This window comes from Streptomyces sp. NBC_00442 (genome assembly GCF_036014195.1).
Lineage (GTDB): Bacteria > Actinomycetota > Actinomycetes > Streptomycetales > Streptomycetaceae > Streptomyces.
Window position 1 is genome coordinate 3,056,400 of record NZ_CP107918.1, and the last position, 15,881, is coordinate 3,072,280.

At 71.9% G+C, this 15,881-nt stretch carries 13 protein-coding genes; 8 read left to right on the plus strand and 5 right to left on the minus strand.

The genetic code is table 11. The annotated features are described in order from the left end of the window. Positions 1-46: 46 nt before the first annotated feature. Positions 47-1,537 carry an FAD-dependent monooxygenase gene (locus OG432_RS13760; RefSeq protein WP_328311220.1) on the plus strand — a complete coding sequence of 497 codons (1,491 nt, stop codon included), beginning with the start codon at positions 47-49 and terminating at the stop codon, positions 1,535-1,537. A gap of 63 nt (positions 1,538-1,600) precedes the next feature. Here the strand turns inward: OG432_RS13760 and OG432_RS13765 are convergent, their stop codons facing one another. Next, the gene (locus OG432_RS13765; protein WP_328311221.1) at positions 1,601-2,245 is read right to left on the minus strand and encodes a hypothetical protein; all 645 of its coding nucleotides are present in this window, start codon (positions 2,243-2,245) and stop codon (positions 1,601-1,603) included. 188 nt (positions 2,246-2,433) lie between these two features. On the opposite strand from OG432_RS13765, the gene OG432_RS13770 reads away from it, so the two are divergent. Further along, positions 2,434-2,769, plus strand: coding sequence for a YnfA family protein (locus OG432_RS13770; RefSeq protein ID WP_328311223.1), 336 nt, complete (start codon positions 2,434-2,436; stop codon positions 2,767-2,769). A gap of 86 nt (positions 2,770-2,855) precedes the next feature. Then, positions 2,856-3,620 carry an SDR family NAD(P)-dependent oxidoreductase gene (locus OG432_RS13775; RefSeq protein WP_328311225.1) on the plus strand — a complete coding sequence of 255 codons (765 nt, stop codon included), beginning with the start codon at positions 2,856-2,858 and terminating at the stop codon, positions 3,618-3,620. A gap of 32 nt (positions 3,621-3,652) precedes the next feature. Here OG432_RS13775 and OG432_RS13780 read toward each other — a convergent pair whose 3' ends face one another. Beyond that, positions 3,653-4,846 (minus strand): RtcB family protein, encoded by a 1,194-nt coding sequence (locus tag OG432_RS13780; RefSeq protein WP_328311227.1) that lies wholly within the window; start codon positions 4,844-4,846, stop codon positions 3,653-3,655. Between the two features lie 213 nt (positions 4,847-5,059). Between OG432_RS13780 and OG432_RS13785 the strand changes: the two genes are divergently transcribed. From OG432_RS13785 to OG432_RS13795, 3 genes are all read left to right on the plus strand, one after another. Then, positions 5,060-5,965 carry a DUF3558 domain-containing protein gene (locus OG432_RS13785; protein WP_328311228.1) on the plus strand — a complete coding sequence of 302 codons (906 nt, stop codon included), beginning with the start codon at positions 5,060-5,062 and terminating at the stop codon, positions 5,963-5,965. A gap of 34 nt (positions 5,966-5,999) precedes the next feature. After that, positions 6,000-6,779: a DUF3558 domain-containing protein gene (locus OG432_RS13790; RefSeq protein ID WP_328311229.1), complete on the plus strand. Its 780-nt coding sequence runs from the start codon at positions 6,000-6,002 to the stop codon at positions 6,777-6,779. A gap of 103 nt (positions 6,780-6,882) precedes the next feature. After that, positions 6,883-8,340: a DUF2637 domain-containing protein gene (locus OG432_RS13795; RefSeq protein WP_328311230.1), complete on the plus strand. Its 1,458-nt coding sequence runs from the start codon at positions 6,883-6,885 to the stop codon at positions 8,338-8,340. 117 nt (positions 8,341-8,457) lie between these two features. Here OG432_RS13795 and lysS read toward each other — a convergent pair whose 3' ends face one another. Then, on the minus strand, positions 8,458-10,209 hold the full coding sequence (lysS, locus tag OG432_RS13800; protein ID WP_328311231.1) for a lysine--tRNA ligase: 1,752 nt from the start codon (positions 10,207-10,209) through the stop codon (positions 8,458-8,460). Between the two features lie 238 nt (positions 10,210-10,447). Here lysS and argS point away from each other — a divergent pair, with 238 nt between their 5' ends. Continuing rightward, positions 10,448-12,205 (plus strand): arginine--tRNA ligase, encoded by a 1,758-nt coding sequence (gene argS / locus OG432_RS13805; protein WP_328311232.1) that lies wholly within the window; start codon positions 10,448-10,450, stop codon positions 12,203-12,205. Between the two features lie 45 nt (positions 12,206-12,250). On the opposite strand, the gene OG432_RS13810 is transcribed toward argS, so the two are convergent. Then, on the minus strand, positions 12,251-13,810 hold the full coding sequence (locus tag OG432_RS13810) for a helix-turn-helix domain-containing protein (RefSeq protein WP_328311233.1): 1,560 nt from the start codon (positions 13,808-13,810) through the stop codon (positions 12,251-12,253). Positions 13,811-14,163: 353 nt separating this feature from the next. Between OG432_RS13810 and OG432_RS13815 the strand changes: the two genes are divergently transcribed. Then, on the plus strand, positions 14,164-14,940 hold the full coding sequence (locus OG432_RS13815; protein ID WP_328311234.1) for a DUF4232 domain-containing protein: 777 nt from the start codon (positions 14,164-14,166) through the stop codon (positions 14,938-14,940). Positions 14,941-14,952: 12 nt separating this feature from the next. Here the strand turns inward: OG432_RS13815 and OG432_RS13820 are convergent, their stop codons facing one another. Continuing rightward, positions 14,953-15,714 carry an SDR family oxidoreductase gene (locus tag OG432_RS13820; RefSeq protein ID WP_328311235.1) on the minus strand — a complete coding sequence of 254 codons (762 nt, stop codon included), beginning with the start codon at positions 15,712-15,714 and terminating at the stop codon, positions 14,953-14,955. Positions 15,715-15,881 lie beyond the last annotated feature (167 nt).

Below are 15,881 nucleotides of genomic sequence, written 5' to 3' on the forward strand. Positions count from 1 at the left end.
TGACCACAGGCGTCGGCCCATCGCGGCCGGCACCCAGGAGGCAGCCATGAACGACTCCAGCGACTCCAATGACTCCATCCACACGGCCGATCCGGCGTTAACCCCGGACGTCCTCGTCGTCGGCTCCGGCCCGACGGGGCTGCTCCTCGCGGGAGACCTGGCCGCCGCGGGCGTGCCCGTCACCGTCGTCGAGCGCAGGCCGCGCGGAATCAGCAACATGACGCGCGCGTTCGGCGTCCACGCGCGCACCCTGGAAATGCTCGACGCCCGCGGCCTCGCGGACGAGCTCATCAAGGGGGGCTCGGCCATCGATCACATGGACATGTTCGGCCACGTGACCCTCGACCTGACCCGGCTGCGCTCACGCTTCCCGTTCCTGCTGGTCTCCCCGCAGTACGAGATGGAACGCCTCCTGGAGCGGCGGGCCGTGGCCGAGGGCGTCCAATTCCTTTATGGGACCGAGCTGCTGAGTCTGCGTCAGGATCACGACGGGGTCACCGCCGACCTGCGCGAAGCCGACGGCGGGCGGCCGCTGACCGCCCGGTCCCGTTACCTCGTCGGCACCGACGGCGCGCGCAGCGGGGTCCGCGAGTCCCTCGGGGTGCCGTTCCCCGGCGCGGCCGTGATCCGCTCGATCGTGCTGGCGGACGTGCGCCTCGACACGGAACCGGACGTGATGCTCACCGTCAACGGCTCGGGCGACTCCTTCGCCGTCATCGCGCCGTTCGGCGACGGCTACTTCCGGGTCATGGGGTGGAACCGCAACCACCAGGCCCCCGACACCGCCCCCGTCGACCTCGACGAGCTGCGCGGCATCGCCCGCGAGGCCCTCGGCGCCGACCTCGGGCTGCACGACCCCCGCTGGATCTCCCGCTTCCACAGCGACGAACGCCAGGCCCCGTCCTACCGGGTCGGCCGGGTCTTCCTCGCCGGGGACGCCGCGCACGTCCACTCCCCCGCCGGCGGCCAGGGCATGAACACCGGCCTCCAGGACGCCGCGAACCTCTCCTGGAAGCTCGCCGCCGCACTGCGCGGCCGCGTCGCCGACCCCGAGGCGCTGCTCGACAGCTACGAGACGGAGCGCCACCCGGTCGGCGCGTCGGTGCTGCGCAGCAGCGGGGCCCTGGTGCGGCTCGCGATGGCCCACACCCCCCTTCAGCGCGCGGTCCGCTCGCTGGCCACCCGCTCCCTCAAGGCCGTCCGCCCCATCGCCGACAAGGCGCTCGGGATGATCAGCGGCGTCGGCATCTCCTACCGGGCGGAGCGCGGATCACACCCGCTCACCGGACGGCGCGCCCCCGATCTGGGCCTCGCGGACGGCCGCCTCTACGAGGCGCTGCGGCGGGGCGAGTTCGTCCTCGTGACACCCCGGGGCGCCCGGAGTGCGGCGCCCGAGGGCGTGGTGCGCGCGCACTGGAGGAGCGGGCGCGGCAGCACGCTGCTCGTGCGGCCGGACGGATACGTGGCCTGGGCGAGCGACAACCCGGACCCGGCCGGGCTCCACGCGGCGCTCGATCGCTGGACGGGGCACGCTTAACGGCGGATGCCGGCCCGGCCGTTCGGGGCCGGGCATCCCAACTGGCAGAAAATGAAGCTTTGTTCAGAACGCGTACGCGTCGCCCGTGGCCAGGGCCAGGACCCGGTGGGTGTTGTTGACCAGGTTGCGGTCGCTGATGCCGCCGTTCCATACGGTGTCGATGTCGACGCCCACCTCGTTGGGAGTGCCGACGGTCGCCACGTCCAGCGCGAGCCGCACACCGCTGCCCGCGCCCCGCATCGCGCCGGTGCCGCAGTGCAGTTCCGCGGGGCCGGTGCGCAGACAGCTGGGCGGCAGGGTGGCGTCCCGGTCGAGCGGCACCGAGAAGCGCAGCCGCACCGTGGCCCCGGCTACCGGCGCGGGGCCGTGGTTGGCCGTCGCGAGCCACACGCCGATCCGGCCGTTCCACAGGGAGACATGGCCGTGGTACGACACGTCCGCCTCGATCCCGGCGTCGGCGGCGCCCGCCACCGGGCCCGAACTCCCCGCCGTCGCACCGTCGTCGTCGCCGGGGCCGGGGCCGGCGGCCCCGCTCGGCGTGCCGGTGGCGATCAGCGTCGCCGCGACCAGGACGGCGACGGCGACGGTCGCCAGGGTTCCGCGCACCCGACCCGGCCGGGCGCTCGCGGCCCCGGCCGCGCCTCCCGCCTCGCCCGACCCGCACGCCCGACGCGCTCCGCCCAATCTGTTCATCACACGAACGACCATGGGCGAAAGGTACCTTTCACCCCGCATTTCGCCGGGACGCCACCCCGAGCGCTCCCGAGCACTCCCCCCGAGCACTCCCCCCCGAGCCCTCTCCGTAACGCCGCATCGTCCGGGGCCGCAACGCCCTTTCGTCCGGCGCCGGGACTACGCACGGTCCGGCGCCGGACCGTGCGTGCCACCCTGTCCCCATGCTCGTCGCCCGCTCCGTGCTCCTGTTCGTCCTGGCCGCCCTGTTCGAGATCGGCGGTGCCTGGCTCGTGTGGCAGGGCGTGCGGGAGCACCGGGGCTGGATCTGGATCGGCGCCGGTGTGCTCGCGCTCGGCGTCTACGGCTTCGTGGCGACGCTTCAGCCGGACGCCGAGTTCGGCCGGATCCTCGCCGCGTACGGCGGTGTCTTCGTGGCGGGCTCGATCGCCTGGGGCATGGTCGCGGACGGCTACCGCCCGGACCGCTGGGACGTCACCGGCGCCCTGATCTGCCTCGCCGGGATGGCCGTGATCATGTACGCGCCGCGGGGCCGCTGAGCGCGCGGGCCCCGGCCGCCGGAGCGGACCCCCGGCCGCCCCGCCTATCCTGGCGGCGTACTCACCACACGCGCGAGGAGCACGACATGACTGCCGCCGGGACCCCGATCGCCGTCGTCACCGGAGCGAGCGGCGGGATCGGTGCCGCGACCGCGCGCGGGCTCGCCGCCGCCGGCTACCGCGTGGTGCTGACCGCCCGCCGCAAGGACCGCATCGAGGCGCTCGCGGCCGAGATCATCGAGGCGGGCCACCAGGCGACGGCGTACCCGCTGGACGTGACGGACCGTGCCGCCGTCGACGAGTTCGCCACCGCGTTCCGCACCATCGGGGTCCTCGTCAACAACGCGGGCGGCGCGCTCGGCGCCGACCCGGTCGCGACCGGCGACCCGGACGACTGGCGCCAGATGTACGAGACCAACGTCATCGGCTCGCTCAACGTCACCCAGGCCCTGCTGCCCGCGCTCGAAGCGTCCGGCGACGGCGCGGTCGTCATCCTGTCCTCCACGGCCGGCCACGCCACCTACGAGGGCGGCGGCGGTTACGTGGCCGCGAAGAACGGCGCCCGCGTGCTCGCCGAGACGCTCCGCCTGGAGATCGTCGGCCGCCCGGTGCGCGTCATCGAGATCGCGCCCGGCATGGTGAAGACCGACGAGTTCGCCACCACCCGCTTCCGCGGCGACACCGAGAAGGCCGCCAAGGTGTACGCGGGCGTCGCCGAGCCGCTCAGCGCCGAGGACGTCGCCGACACCATCACCTGGGCGGTCACCCGGCCCAGCCACGTCAACATCGACCTGCTGGTGGTCCGCCCCCGCGCCCAGGCCTCCAACACCAAGGTCCACCGCGAGCTGTGAGCGGCGGGGCCGGGAAGACGGCCCCGGCCCACTCACCCCTTGACGCAGATGACCTGCTTGAGCTTCGCCACGACCTCCACCAGGTCGCGCTGCTGATCCATCACCTTCTCGATCGGCTTGTACGCGGCGGGGATCTCGTCCACGACGCCGGCGTCCTTGCGGCACTCCACGCCCCGCGTCTGCTCGGCCAGGTCGCGCGTGCTGTACGCCCGCTTGGCCGCGCTCCGGCTCATCCTGCGGCCCGCGCCGTGCGAGGCCGAGTTGAAGGACGCCTCGTTGCCGAGCCCCTTCACGATGTACGAGCCCGTGCCCATGGAGCCCGGGATGATCCCGAAGTCCCCCGAGCCCGCCCGGATCGCTCCCTTGCGGGTGACCAGCAGGTCCATGCCGTCGTACCGCTCCTCCGCCACGTAGTTGTGGTGGCAGGAGATGACCTCCTCGAAGGCGACCCGGGCCTTCTTGAACTCCTTGCGCACGACGTCCTGGAAGAGGGCCATCATGACCGCCCGGTTGTACTTGGCGTACTCCTGCGCCCAGAACAGGTCGTTGCGGTACGCCGCCATCTGCGGGGTGTCCGCGACGAAGACGGCGAGGTCACGGTCGACGAGGTTCTGGTTGTGCGGCAGTTCGCGGGCCACGCCGATGTGGAAGTCGGCGAGCTCCTTGCCGATGACGCGCGAACCGGAGTGCAGCATCAGCCAGACCGCGCCCGACTCGTCCAGACAGAACTCCACGAAGTGGTTGCCGGAGCCGAGCGTCCCCATCTGCTGGGCTGCGCGCTCCTCACGGAACCTGACCGGCTCGGCGATCCCCCCGAACCGCTCCCAGAGCCCGTTCCACCCCGCCACCGGGAAGCCGTGCAGGCGGCCCGGGTCCACCGGCGAACGGTGCAGGCCCCGTCCCACCGGAATGGCCTGCTCGATCTTGGAGCGGAGCCGGGAGAGGTCGCCCGGCAGGTCGTTGGCGGTCAGCGAGGTCTTGACCGCGGACATGCCGCAGCCGATGTCGACGCCCACGGCGGCCGGACACACCGCGCCGTGCATGGCGATGACCGAGCCGACCGTGGCGCCCTTGCCGTAATGCACGTCCGGCATCACCGCGAGCCCCTTGATCCACGGCAGGGTGGCGACATTGTGCAGCTGCTGCATCGCGCCCGCGTCGACGGACGCCGGGTCGGTCCACATCCTGATGGGCACCCGAGCACCGGGCATCTCCGTGTACGACATAATTCTGCGATCCCCCGTGAGTGAAAACGTAAGCGAAAAGCGGCACCAGGGCCCAAAACGGCACGTATGGCAAAACTGGTACCAACGCCCACAACCAGGACAGTGGACCGGCGTTCACAGGTGCACGTGCGATACACATTGTGTCCGGCCACCGCCCTGCGGCGGCAACCCGTTTTCCCTCACCGCCGTCCTGCTGGAAGGAGCCTTCGAACCGTGCAGCGAAAGGCGTACGTGCCTGGTCTCGCACTTCTGGTGGCGCTCGCCTCCGGCTGTTCCGCGGCCTCCGGATCCGACGGATCGAGCACCGACTCCAAGGGCGGCGTGACCAAATCCGCCGTCGCGCCGCCCGGCAAGTACCGCACCCTGCCCGAGCCGTGCCACGCGGTGAGCCAGAGCGCGCTCAAGGACATGCTGCCGGGCGCGGCCGCCCTCCCCGAGGCCGACGCAACCAAGGAGTACGCCGGCTCCGCCGACCTGACCTACGACACCGACCGCAGGGTCGGCTGCCGCTGGAAGGACGAGACGGCCGACGGTGTGCGAAGGCTCACGGTCGACTTCGAGCGGGTGGTGTCGTACGACCCGACGGTGAGCGACGACGACCAGACGCAGGAGCTGTACGCGAAGAAGGAGACGGCGGCGAACCTGCCCGCTCCCCGCAGCTCCGCGCCGGCCGCGTCCGCGTCCCCCAGCCCGTCCGGCTCGCCCGCCTCGGGCGCCCCCGGTTCGCCCGCCCCGGGCGGCTCCGGCGCCCCGGTCACCCCGGGCCACACGGCCTCGCCGTCGAGCGGCGCCCCGTCGCCCGGCGGCACCCCCTCCGCGGGCGGCACGGGCGCGCCGAGCCCCTCCGGCGGCGCCGGCCCGGACGGCCTCCAGCCGCGCAGGCTCAGCGGTCTCGGCGACGCGGCGTTCATCGACGACGTCTCGTCACCGGCCGGCACCGGCGGCGGGGCGGGCGCCGGACAACGTACCGTCACAGTGGTCTTCCGTACGTCCAACGTCATCGTGACCATCGAGTACACCGCCCAGGCCATGGCATCCGCCACGGTCCCCGACAGCAAGGAGCTGCAGGAGCAGGCCCAGGCCATGGCCGGCAAGCTCGTCGAGCAGTTCAACGAATAGCGCGCCCGCGCGAAGAACGAAGAGCGAAGGAATCATGCACCGATCAGCCCCGGCCACCCCCGAAAAGGCGCACGCCCCGGCCCCGCGCATCCGGCTCGCCCGTGTCCTCGCCTGTGCCGCCGTCCCTGTGATGCTCGTCGCAGTGGGCTGTTCCTCCGACTCCGGGGACGCGAAGAAGAAGACGGACTCGACGACGTCGTCCTCCTCGTCCTCCTCCGCGTCCGGCGGCAAGCAGGCGAGCGCCTCGCCCTCCCTCGCGCCGGCCAAGCTCACCAAGCTGCCCGAGGCGTGCCAGTCGATCGCCGAGAAGTCGATCGACACCTACGTGCCCAAGGCGAAGACGAAGGCCGGCGAGGTCGGCAAGACCTCGGACCCGCAGTCGCAGGCCAGCTGCACCTGGAACGGCCTGGAGGACAAGGGCGTCGACGGCTCGAACTACCGCTGGCTCGACATCGACTTCAAGCGCTACGACTCCACGCGGGGCCTCGGCACCGGCGACTCGCTCGCGCAGAAGCAGTTCGACCGGGCGGTCTCGGCGGCCCAGTCGACGGGCGACGCGAAGAACGTGAAGACCGCGCCGGTCTCCGGCCTCGGCGACCAGGCGACCGCCCTCGTCTTCGACCTGAAGAAGGGCGACGCGGACTTCCGCTACGGCATCGTGGTGGTGCGCACCGCCAACGCCGTGGTCGCCGTCGACTACAACGGCACCGGCTACCAGGGCGCGGACGCCCCGGACAGCGGCGACGTCCTGGACGGCGCGACCGCCCTCGCCAAGGAGGCGGTGGCGGCGGTGACCGCCGCCAACAACAAGTAACGCTCGCGCAACCGTACGGAGTCCGGCCTCCCCTGTGGGCCGGACTCCGTACGTATGTGCCAGGCTGTGCCCGCCAGTTGCTTGACAAGGGGAGGGGACGCGGGTGGCCGCGACTCAGCTGACACGGACGCACCGCATTCTGATCGGGGTGGTGGTCGCGGGTGCCGTGGTGATCGCCGGGATCGGTTTCGCGGGTTCGTATGCCGCGGTCCGCGAGCTCGCGCTGCAGAAGGGATTCGGGAACTTCTCCTACGTCTTCCCCGTAGGCGTCGACGCGGGCATCTGTGTGCTGCTCGCCCTCGACCTGCTGCTGACCTGGATGCGCATCCCGTTCCCGCTGCTGCGCCAGACCGCCTGGCTGCTCACCGCCGCGACGATCGCCTTCAACGGCGCCGCCGCCTGGCCGGACCCGCTGGGCGTGGGCATGCACGCGGTGATCCCGGTCCTGTTCGTCGTCTCCGTCGAGGCGGCACGGCACGCGGTCGGCCGGATCGCCGACATCACCGCCGACAAGCACATGGAGGGCGTCCGCCTCACCCGCTGGCTGCTCTCGCCCATTCCGACGTTCCGCCTGTGGCGGCGGATGAAGCTGTGGGAGCTGCGCAGCTACGAGCAGGTCATCAAGCTCGAACAGGACCGGCTGGTCTACCGCGCCCGCCTCCAGGCCGTCTACGGCCGCGCCTGGCGCCGCAAGGCGCCCATCGAGTCGCTGATGCCGCTGCGGCTCGCCAAGTTCGGCGTGCCGCTCGCCGAGACCGCGCCCGCGGGCCTCGCCGCGGCCGGCATGGAACCGGTGCTGCTGCCGCCCCCGCCGGTGGCCGCGCGCCCCGAGCCGCAGCCGGAACTTCCTCCCGCGCACGCGCACACCCCGCCCGACGAGCCCCCGCTCGCGGCCCGGCAGCCCCAGGCCCCGGCGCCCCAGGAGCAGCAGGCGTACGCCGGACCGGAGCAGCCGACCACGCACGAGAGCCCGTGGTTCGCCGCCCAGCACGTCTCGCCCGAGGAGTACGCGGGCACGTACGACCCGGCCTTCCCCGACGCCGGCCCCGAGCAGGCACCGGGACCGGAGCAGGCGCCGGGACGCAGCCAGGCGCAGGGGCCCGGCCCGGCACAGGCCCCGCAGCAGGCATCGGCCGCTCAGCAGGCACCCGGTCCGCAGCAGGCGCCCGGTCCGCAGCAGACGCAGGGCCCCCAGCAGGTGCGGGACGCCGAGCAGGCGCCGGAGCCCGTGATGGTTCCCTCGGGGCCCGGCCGCGAACGCCCCCTCGGCGTGCCGGCCCCTCGCGCGGGCGTACCGCAGCCCGCGCCGGAGCCGGACCCCGTCGTCGAAGCGACCCCGACGGAGGACGAGTTCGCCCAGTTCGCGGACCTCGCCTACGACGTCTTCCGCCAGCACGTGAACACCGAGGGCGACTACCCGACCGTCGAGGCCCTCGACATAAAGCTCACGGACGAGCACCGGGTGAGCTACCCGAACAGCGCCGCCGTGCTGCGCCAGCTGCACCCCCAGTTCAAGCGGCACTTCGAGGCGGCCCGCGCCGCCGAGGACCACATCGCCTGACACATCACGTGCGCACTGCCTGACGCCACGTCAATACGCATACGCGCAAGGCCACTTGAGACAGCCGAAGGGCCGTCACCCGGAGCGGGGTGACGGCCCTTCGGCCCTGCGTGACGATCAGGCGGCGAGCAGCTTGCGCACCCGGTCGGCGCCCACGGCGAGCAGCAGCGTGGGCAGGCGCGGGCCCGTCTCGCGGCTCACCAGGAGCGTGTAGAGCAGCGCGAAGAACGAGCGCTGGGCGACCTTCAGCTCGGGCGTCGGCTTGGCGTCCGGCGCCAGACCCGCCATCACCTTCGGCACGCCGTAGACGAGCGTCGTCAGCCCGTCGAGCGACCAGTGCGTGTCCAGGCCCTCGACGAGCAGGCGCAGCGACTCGCGGCCCTCGTCGTCGAGCGAGGCGAGCAGCTCGGTGTCGGGCTCCTCGCGGACCAGGGTGCGCTGGTCGGCCGGGACCTGGGTGGTGATCCAGTTCTCGGCGCGGTCCAGGCGCGGGCGCACCTCGTCGAGCGAGGTGACCGGGTTGGCCGGGTCGAGTTCGCCGAGGATGCGCAGGGTCTGGTCCTCGTGGCCGGCCGTCACGTCGACGACCGAGGCGAGCGTGCGGTAGGGCAACGGCCGTGCGGTGCGCGGCAGTTCACCGGCGGCGGTGCGGGCGGCCCGGGAGTGGGCGGCCGCGTCGGCGGGCAGCGCCGAACCGTCGGCGACCTTCGCCTCCAGCTTGTCCCACTCGTCGTAGAGCCGCTGGATCTCCTGGTCGAAGGCGATCTTGAAGGACTGGTTGGGCCTGCGGCGCGCGTACAGCCAGCGAAGGAGCTGCGGCTCCATGATCTTCAGCGCGTCGGCCGGGGTCGGCACGCCGCCCTTGGACGAGGACATCTTGGCCATGCCGCTGATGCCGACGAAGGCGTACATCGGGCCGATCGGCTGGACTCCGTCGAAGATCGACACGATCTGGCCGCCGACCTGGAAGGAGGAGCCCGGCGAGGAGTGGTCGACGCCGGACGGCTCGAAGACCACGCCCTCGTACGCCCAGCGCATCGGCCAGTCGACCTTCCAGACCAGCTTGCCGCGGTTGAACTCGCTCAGCCGCACGGTCTCGGAGAACGCGCACGCCGAGCAGGTGTAGGTCAGCTCGGTGCTGTCGTCGTCGTAGGCGGTCACGACCGTGAAGTCCTTGCCGCAGCCCCCGCAGTACGGCTTGTACGGGAAGTAGCCCGTGGAGCCGGTACCGTCGTCCTCGGCGGCTGCGCCCGAGCCCTCGGCGGCCTCCACCTCGGCCTCGTCGAGCGGCTTCTGCGACTTCTTGCCCGGGGCCTTCTTGGTGCGGTACTGCTCCAGGATCGCGTCGATGTCCGCGCGGTGCTTCATCGCGTGGAGCACCTGCTCGCGGTAGACGCCCGAGGTGTACTGCTCGGTCTGGCTGATGCCGTCGTACTCGACGCCGAGCTCGTCGAGGGCCGCGGTCATGGCGGCCTTGAAGTGCTCGGCCCAGTTCGGGTACGCCGAGCCGGCCGGAGCCGGCACCGAGGTCAGCGGGCGGCCGATGTGCTCGTTCCACGACTCGTCCACACCGGGGACGCCGTTCGGCACCTTGCGGTAGCGGTCGTAGTCGTCCCAGGAGATCAGGTGCCGGACCGTGTAGCCACGGCGGCGGATCTCGTCGGCGACCAGGTGCGGCGTCATGACCTCGCGCAGGTTGCCCAGGTGGATCGGGCCGGAGGGCGAGAGGCCGGACGCGACGACGACCACCGGGGCTTCGGCGGGAGATTTCGCAGCGTCAGGCGCACGTCGCTCCGACTCGGCGATGACATCGTCCGCGAAACGGGAGACCCAGTCGGTCTCGGTGCTGCTCTGAGCCACGGTCGGCACGTCCTTCTTTCTCGTAATGCCTTCGTCTGCCTGAGAGAGGCCGGCGGGCCCATTCTCCCAGACGGAACGAGCGCCTCCGGGGTTGCCCGTGTCCCGGGGGAAAGGGCGGCCCCTGCCCGGGAGAAACGCCGGAGGAATCGCGGGCGGAATCGCGGGAGGAATCTCAGGAGAGACGGGCACAGGTCGCGTGGGACAATCGGAGCACAATCGTCCTCACTCCCGACAGGAACGGCACCTCATGGCCTCGGTCCATTCCCTCGCTTCCACTGTCCAGCAGCGCCTGGCGGACGCCCTCTCGGCTGCCCTGCCGGAGGCCGGCTCCACCGACCCGCTGCTGCGCCGAAGCGACCGGGCCGACTTCCAGGCCAACGGGATCCTCGCCCTCGCGAAGAAGCTGAAGGGCAACCCGCGCGAGCTCGCGACCAAGGTCGTCGACCGGGTCGACGGCGACGTGATCAAGGAGATCGAGGTCTCGGGCCCCGGCTTCCTCAACATCACGCTCGCCGACCGGGCGATCATCGAGACCCTCGCCGCCCGCGCCGCCGACGACCGGCTCGGCGTGCCGCTGAAGAGCGACCCCGGCGTCACGGTCATCGACTACGCGCAGCCCAACGTGGCCAAGGAGATGCACGTCGGCCACCTGCGGTCGGCGGTCATCGGCGACGCGCTGCGCGCCATGCTCGACTTCACCGGCGAGCGGACGATCGGCCGGCACCACATCGGCGACTGGGGCACCCAGTTCGGCATGCTCATCCAGTACCTGATCGAGAACCCCGGTCAGCTGGCCCCGGCCGAGGAGGTCGACGGCGAGCAGGCCATGTCCAACCTGAACCGGGTGTACAAGGCGTCGCGCGCGGTCTTCGACTCCGACGAGCAGTTCAAGGAGCGGGCCCGCAAGCGGGTCGTCGCGCTCCAGTCCGGCGACAAGGAGACCCTGGAGCTGTGGCAGCAGTTCGTCGACGAGTCGAAGGTCTACTTCAACTCGGTCTTCGGCAAGCTGGACATGGACGTGCGGGACGACGAGATCGTCGGCGAGTCGGCGTACAACGACCTGATGCCGGAGACGGCCCGGCTCCTGGAGGAGTCCGGCGTCGCCGTGCGTTCCGAGGGCGCGCTCGTGGTGTTCTTCGACGAGATCCGGGGCAAGGACGACCAGCCGGTCCCGCTGATCGTGCAGAAGGCCGACGGCGGCTTCGGCTACGCGGCCTCCGACCTCTCGGCGATCCGCGACCGGGTCACCGAGCTGCACGCCACGTCGCTGATCTACGTCGTGGACGTACGGCAGTCGCTGCACTTCAAGATGGTCTTCGAGACGGCCCGCCGGGCGGGCTGGCTCGGCGACGACGTCACCGCGCACAACATGGGCTACGGCACGGTGCTCGGCGCGGACGGCAAGCCGTTCAAGACCCGTGAGGGCGAGACGGTCAAGCTGGAGGACCTCCTCGACGAGGCCGCCGAGCGGGCCACCGCCGTCGTGCGCGACAAGGCCGACAAGGTGGGCCTGACCGAGGAGGAGATCGTCGAGAACGGCCGGTACGTCGGCATCGGCGCGGTCAAGTACGCGGACCTCTCCACCTCCGCGAACCGGGACTACAAGTTCGACCTGGACCAGATGGTGTCGCTCAACGGCGACACGTCGGTGTACCTCCAGTACGCGTACGCCCGGATCAAGTCGATCCTCCGCAAGGCCGGGGCCGCCTCGCCCGCCGCCCACCCCGAGCTCGAACTGGCCCCGGCGGAGCGGGCGTTGGGCCTGCACCTGGACGCGTTCGGCGACACGGTGTTCGAGGCCTCGGCCGAGTACGCGCCGCACAAGGTGGCCGCGTACCTGTTCCAGCTGGCGTCGCTGTTCACGACCTTCTACGACCAGTGCCCGGTCCTGAAGGCCGACACCGAGGCCCAGGTCGAGAACCGCCTCTTCCTGTGCGAGCTGACCGCCCGGACGCTGAACCGGGGCATGGCCCTGCTCGGCATCCGCACCCCCGAGCGGCTGTAGTCGGCGGCAGCACTCAGATCCAACTCCCGTGTGGGGCCGCCCGGTTCACCCGACGTCCAGGTGGTCCCACACATTGGTGTCCAGGCGGTACTCGAACGCCGGGCGCCCCTTGACCGCACTGGTGTGGAACGGCTTCCCGTTGTCGTCCACGCGGATCTTGTCCGACCGGTCGCCGCTGCTCCAGCTGACCTCCAGGTACCAGGTGACGTCGTGCGCCTCGGTGTGCACGTCCAGGTCGAGGACCTCGGGGTCGCTCGTGGACACCTTGAAGGGGAAGTCCTTCGCCGGCACCTTCTCGTCGCCCTGATGACCGGCGACCGGTTTGCTGACGGGCTGGGCCGCGTCCAGGTCGATGTCGAAGGTCTGCGGCACGACACCGCCGCCGCAGCCCGAACCCATCGAATACGCCGTCCAGTCCAGCGGCGCCTGGCGGCCCACCACCCGCACGTCGACCCCCGTGATCACCACCGACTCCTGGCGCTTGCCGGTCGCGGTCAGCTCCAGCTTCAGGTTCCCGCCGTCGACGCCGCCCAGCGCCCGCGCCCACGACAGCCGGTCCTGCACGCTGGACGGGGGCGGCGGCACCGCGCCCGGCTTCTGGTCCAGCAGATAGAACTTCCCGCACGGCGTGTCCCAGTCGTACGAGCTGATGCCGACGCTCAGCGGCGCGGGCCCCGGCGCCACCTGCCTCTTCTCGCTCTTGGGACTGGGGGCGCCCGAAGAGGAGCGCGCGGAGGGTGAGCCGGACGGGCCGGTGCTGCCGCTCGGGCTCGGGCTCGGGCTCGCGCTGGTGCTGGGCGACGGCCGGAGGGTCTTCGCGGCCGGTGTCGTACTCGCCTTGGCATCGGCGACGGTCTCGCTTCCGGCCGGGCCGCCCGACAGCGTGACGACGGCCGTCGCCGAGACGGCGAGCGCGACGACGCCGGCCCCGATGAGCGCGAGCCGCGTCTTCCTCGTGCCGAACCGGCCCCCCACGACCGGCCCTGAGCCGCGCCCGCGTTCCGGCGCGACCGGGCCGACGACGGGCAACTCGTCCTCCCCTGCCGGACCGGCCTCTTCGCCCCCGGGCGTGACGGCGACAAGCCGGGACGTTCCGGCGGCGGCGTCCTCGGCGGCGCGCGAATCGGCGACGGAGGGGGCGTACTCCCCGGATTCCGCGCGCTCCCCGGATTCCGCGCGCTCCCCGGCTTCCTCGGGATCCCCGGAATCCTCGGGATCCCCGGAATCCTCGGGCTCCGGGCGTTCACCCGCCGGCACGGGCACGACCCCCGACCCGGACGCGGGCTCGGTCCCCGACGCGGACGCGGACCCGGCCGCAGCCCCGGCCGCGGAGCCCGAGTTCGCCGCGCGCGAGCGGCGGCGCGCCTCGTCCGCCAGGATCCAGCGCCGGTGCAGTTCGACGGACTCCTCGGGGCCCGCCCCGCACAGCCGGGCGAGCCGCTCGACAGGTGCGTACTCATTCGGCACCGCGTCCCCGTTGCAGTACCGGTGGAGCGTGGACGTACTCATGTGGAGTCGCCCGGCGAGGACTCCGTAGCTGCGTCCCGAACGGTCCTTCAACTCCCGCAGCAGCGCCGCGAACTGCTCGGACTCGGTTGTCGCCATGCCCCGGTTCCCTCCCCATCCATCCCAGGAACGCATTCCAGGGACAGGTCGTTTCCCCAGGTCAAAGGGTGTTCCAGCGTTCCAGCTTCCCCCATTGTCCCTTGCTCGTTGCCCAGTTGCCCGACCGGCCCGCAAGGTAGGTGCAGCAAGCAGCCGAACCGCTCGTTCCGGGGAGCAGCACATGCGATTCCGCATCCGGTTCAACGTGGCGGACTCCCTGGCCGTGGTCGTCCTGGCCGTGTCCATCGCCACCCTCATCACGCTGATCCACCGCTACCGCCCCTGACGCGTCCACGCCGTCGGCCAGGCAGCACCCACGACCAGCACCTACTCACACGGGGAGCACCATCACCATGCGCAGCACCTTCCGCATCGCCGCCGCCGCCACTTCCACCCTCGTCGCCGCCCTCGCCCTGACGGCCTGCGGCGGCGACGGCTCGGGCGGCTCGACCGCGGCCGACAGCCCGTCGACTCCGTCCCCCGTCTCCGTCCCGGCCACGGACCACACGGGCTCCGGCACGGGGTCGGGTACGGGGTCGGGTACGGGGTCGGGTACGGGGTCCGGTACGGGTACGGGTTCCGGCAAGAGCGGGGGCTCGGCCTCCGCCCGGCACACCGGGAGCGGCACGGGGTCCGGCAGCGGCTCCGCCGCGAACTCGGCCGGCAAGTCGGCGAAGAAGCCCGGGTCCGGGGGCGGCACCGGCGACGCGTCGTGCACCGGCGCCAATGTGAAGCTGACCGCGACGCCGGTCACCCGCCCGATCAACCACGTCCTCCTGACGGTCACCAACACCGGATCGACGCTGTGCAACGCCTACTACGCGCCGGCCGTCGCGTTCTCCGACGACCAGCAGTCGCCGATCGCGGTGGACAAGGACACGGTTCCGCAGGCGGTGGTCTCGCTGTCGCCCGGCGCCTCCGCGTACGCCATGGTGCGGACCCTGGGCGAGGACGACGGCGGCGCGTCGTACGACTCCCGCAAGGTCAGTGTGTACTTCGAGGGCCGGGACGGCGGCGGGTCCACGGGTCCGGCGGCGCGCGCCACCCTGGCCAAGAGCGTGGCCGTCGTGGACAGCCAGGCCAAGGTCACGTACTGGCAGTCGGACCTGTCCACGATCGACACGTGGTAGGGGGCGACGAGGTCAGCCCGCGCGGCCGGGGAGCATGGCCAGGGCCCGGGAGCGCTGTGCGACGAGGTCGTCGTAGGTGCCGTCGCGCTCGGCCCAGCGATGCATGAGGACTCCCTCCACCAGGACTTCGCGGGGGGTGGGGTCCTTGGAGAGCAGGTGCATGACCTCGGTGACGAAGGCGTCGAGCGGCAGCGCGTGCGGGTTCACCTTCTCCTGGCCCGCTGTGGCGACGGCCGGCGGGACGAGTTCGGTGACGCCGACGCCGGTGCCGTCGAGTTGCGCGCGCAGTGCCTCGGAGTACGCGTGCACCGCGGCCTTCGACGCGGCGTAGGCGGGCATGGGCGGGAAGGGCAGGAAGGCGATGCCGGAGGTGACGGTGATGAAGGTGCCGGAGCCCCGCCGAACCAGGTGCGGGGTGAAGGCGTCGATCATGCGGATGGTGCCGAGAAGGTTCGTGTCGATCGTCGTGCGCGTCGCCTCGAAGTGCGCGGGGTCGCGCAGGTCTTCCAGGAGCATGACGCCCGGCATGGTCACCACGGTGTCCAGCCCGGGGTACCGGGCGAGCACCGCGTCCCGGGCAGAGGCGACGGAGGCGGGGTCGGTGACGTCGACGGTGAACGTGCCGAAGCCCTCTCCGGCGAGTTCCAGGAGTGCCTCCGGGCTGCGGCCGCCCACGGCCACGGTGCTGCCCGCCGCCTTGAACCGGCGGGCCAGCTCCCGCCCGATGCCCGAGGTACCGCCGACGACGAGAACGGTGCGGTTGGAGAGATCCACGAGGTCTTCCCTTCGATCCAGAACGCCGACGCCGTTCAGGCCCGCGGCGCACGCGTTGATGTTCCGTGGCGATGTTCCGTGGCCATCGCGGAACGCCGCTCTCGCAGTCTTGGCGGATTCCGCCGGGCGGGAAAGAGTCCCCGTCTTCCCTGGTCCTGGCAGGGCCC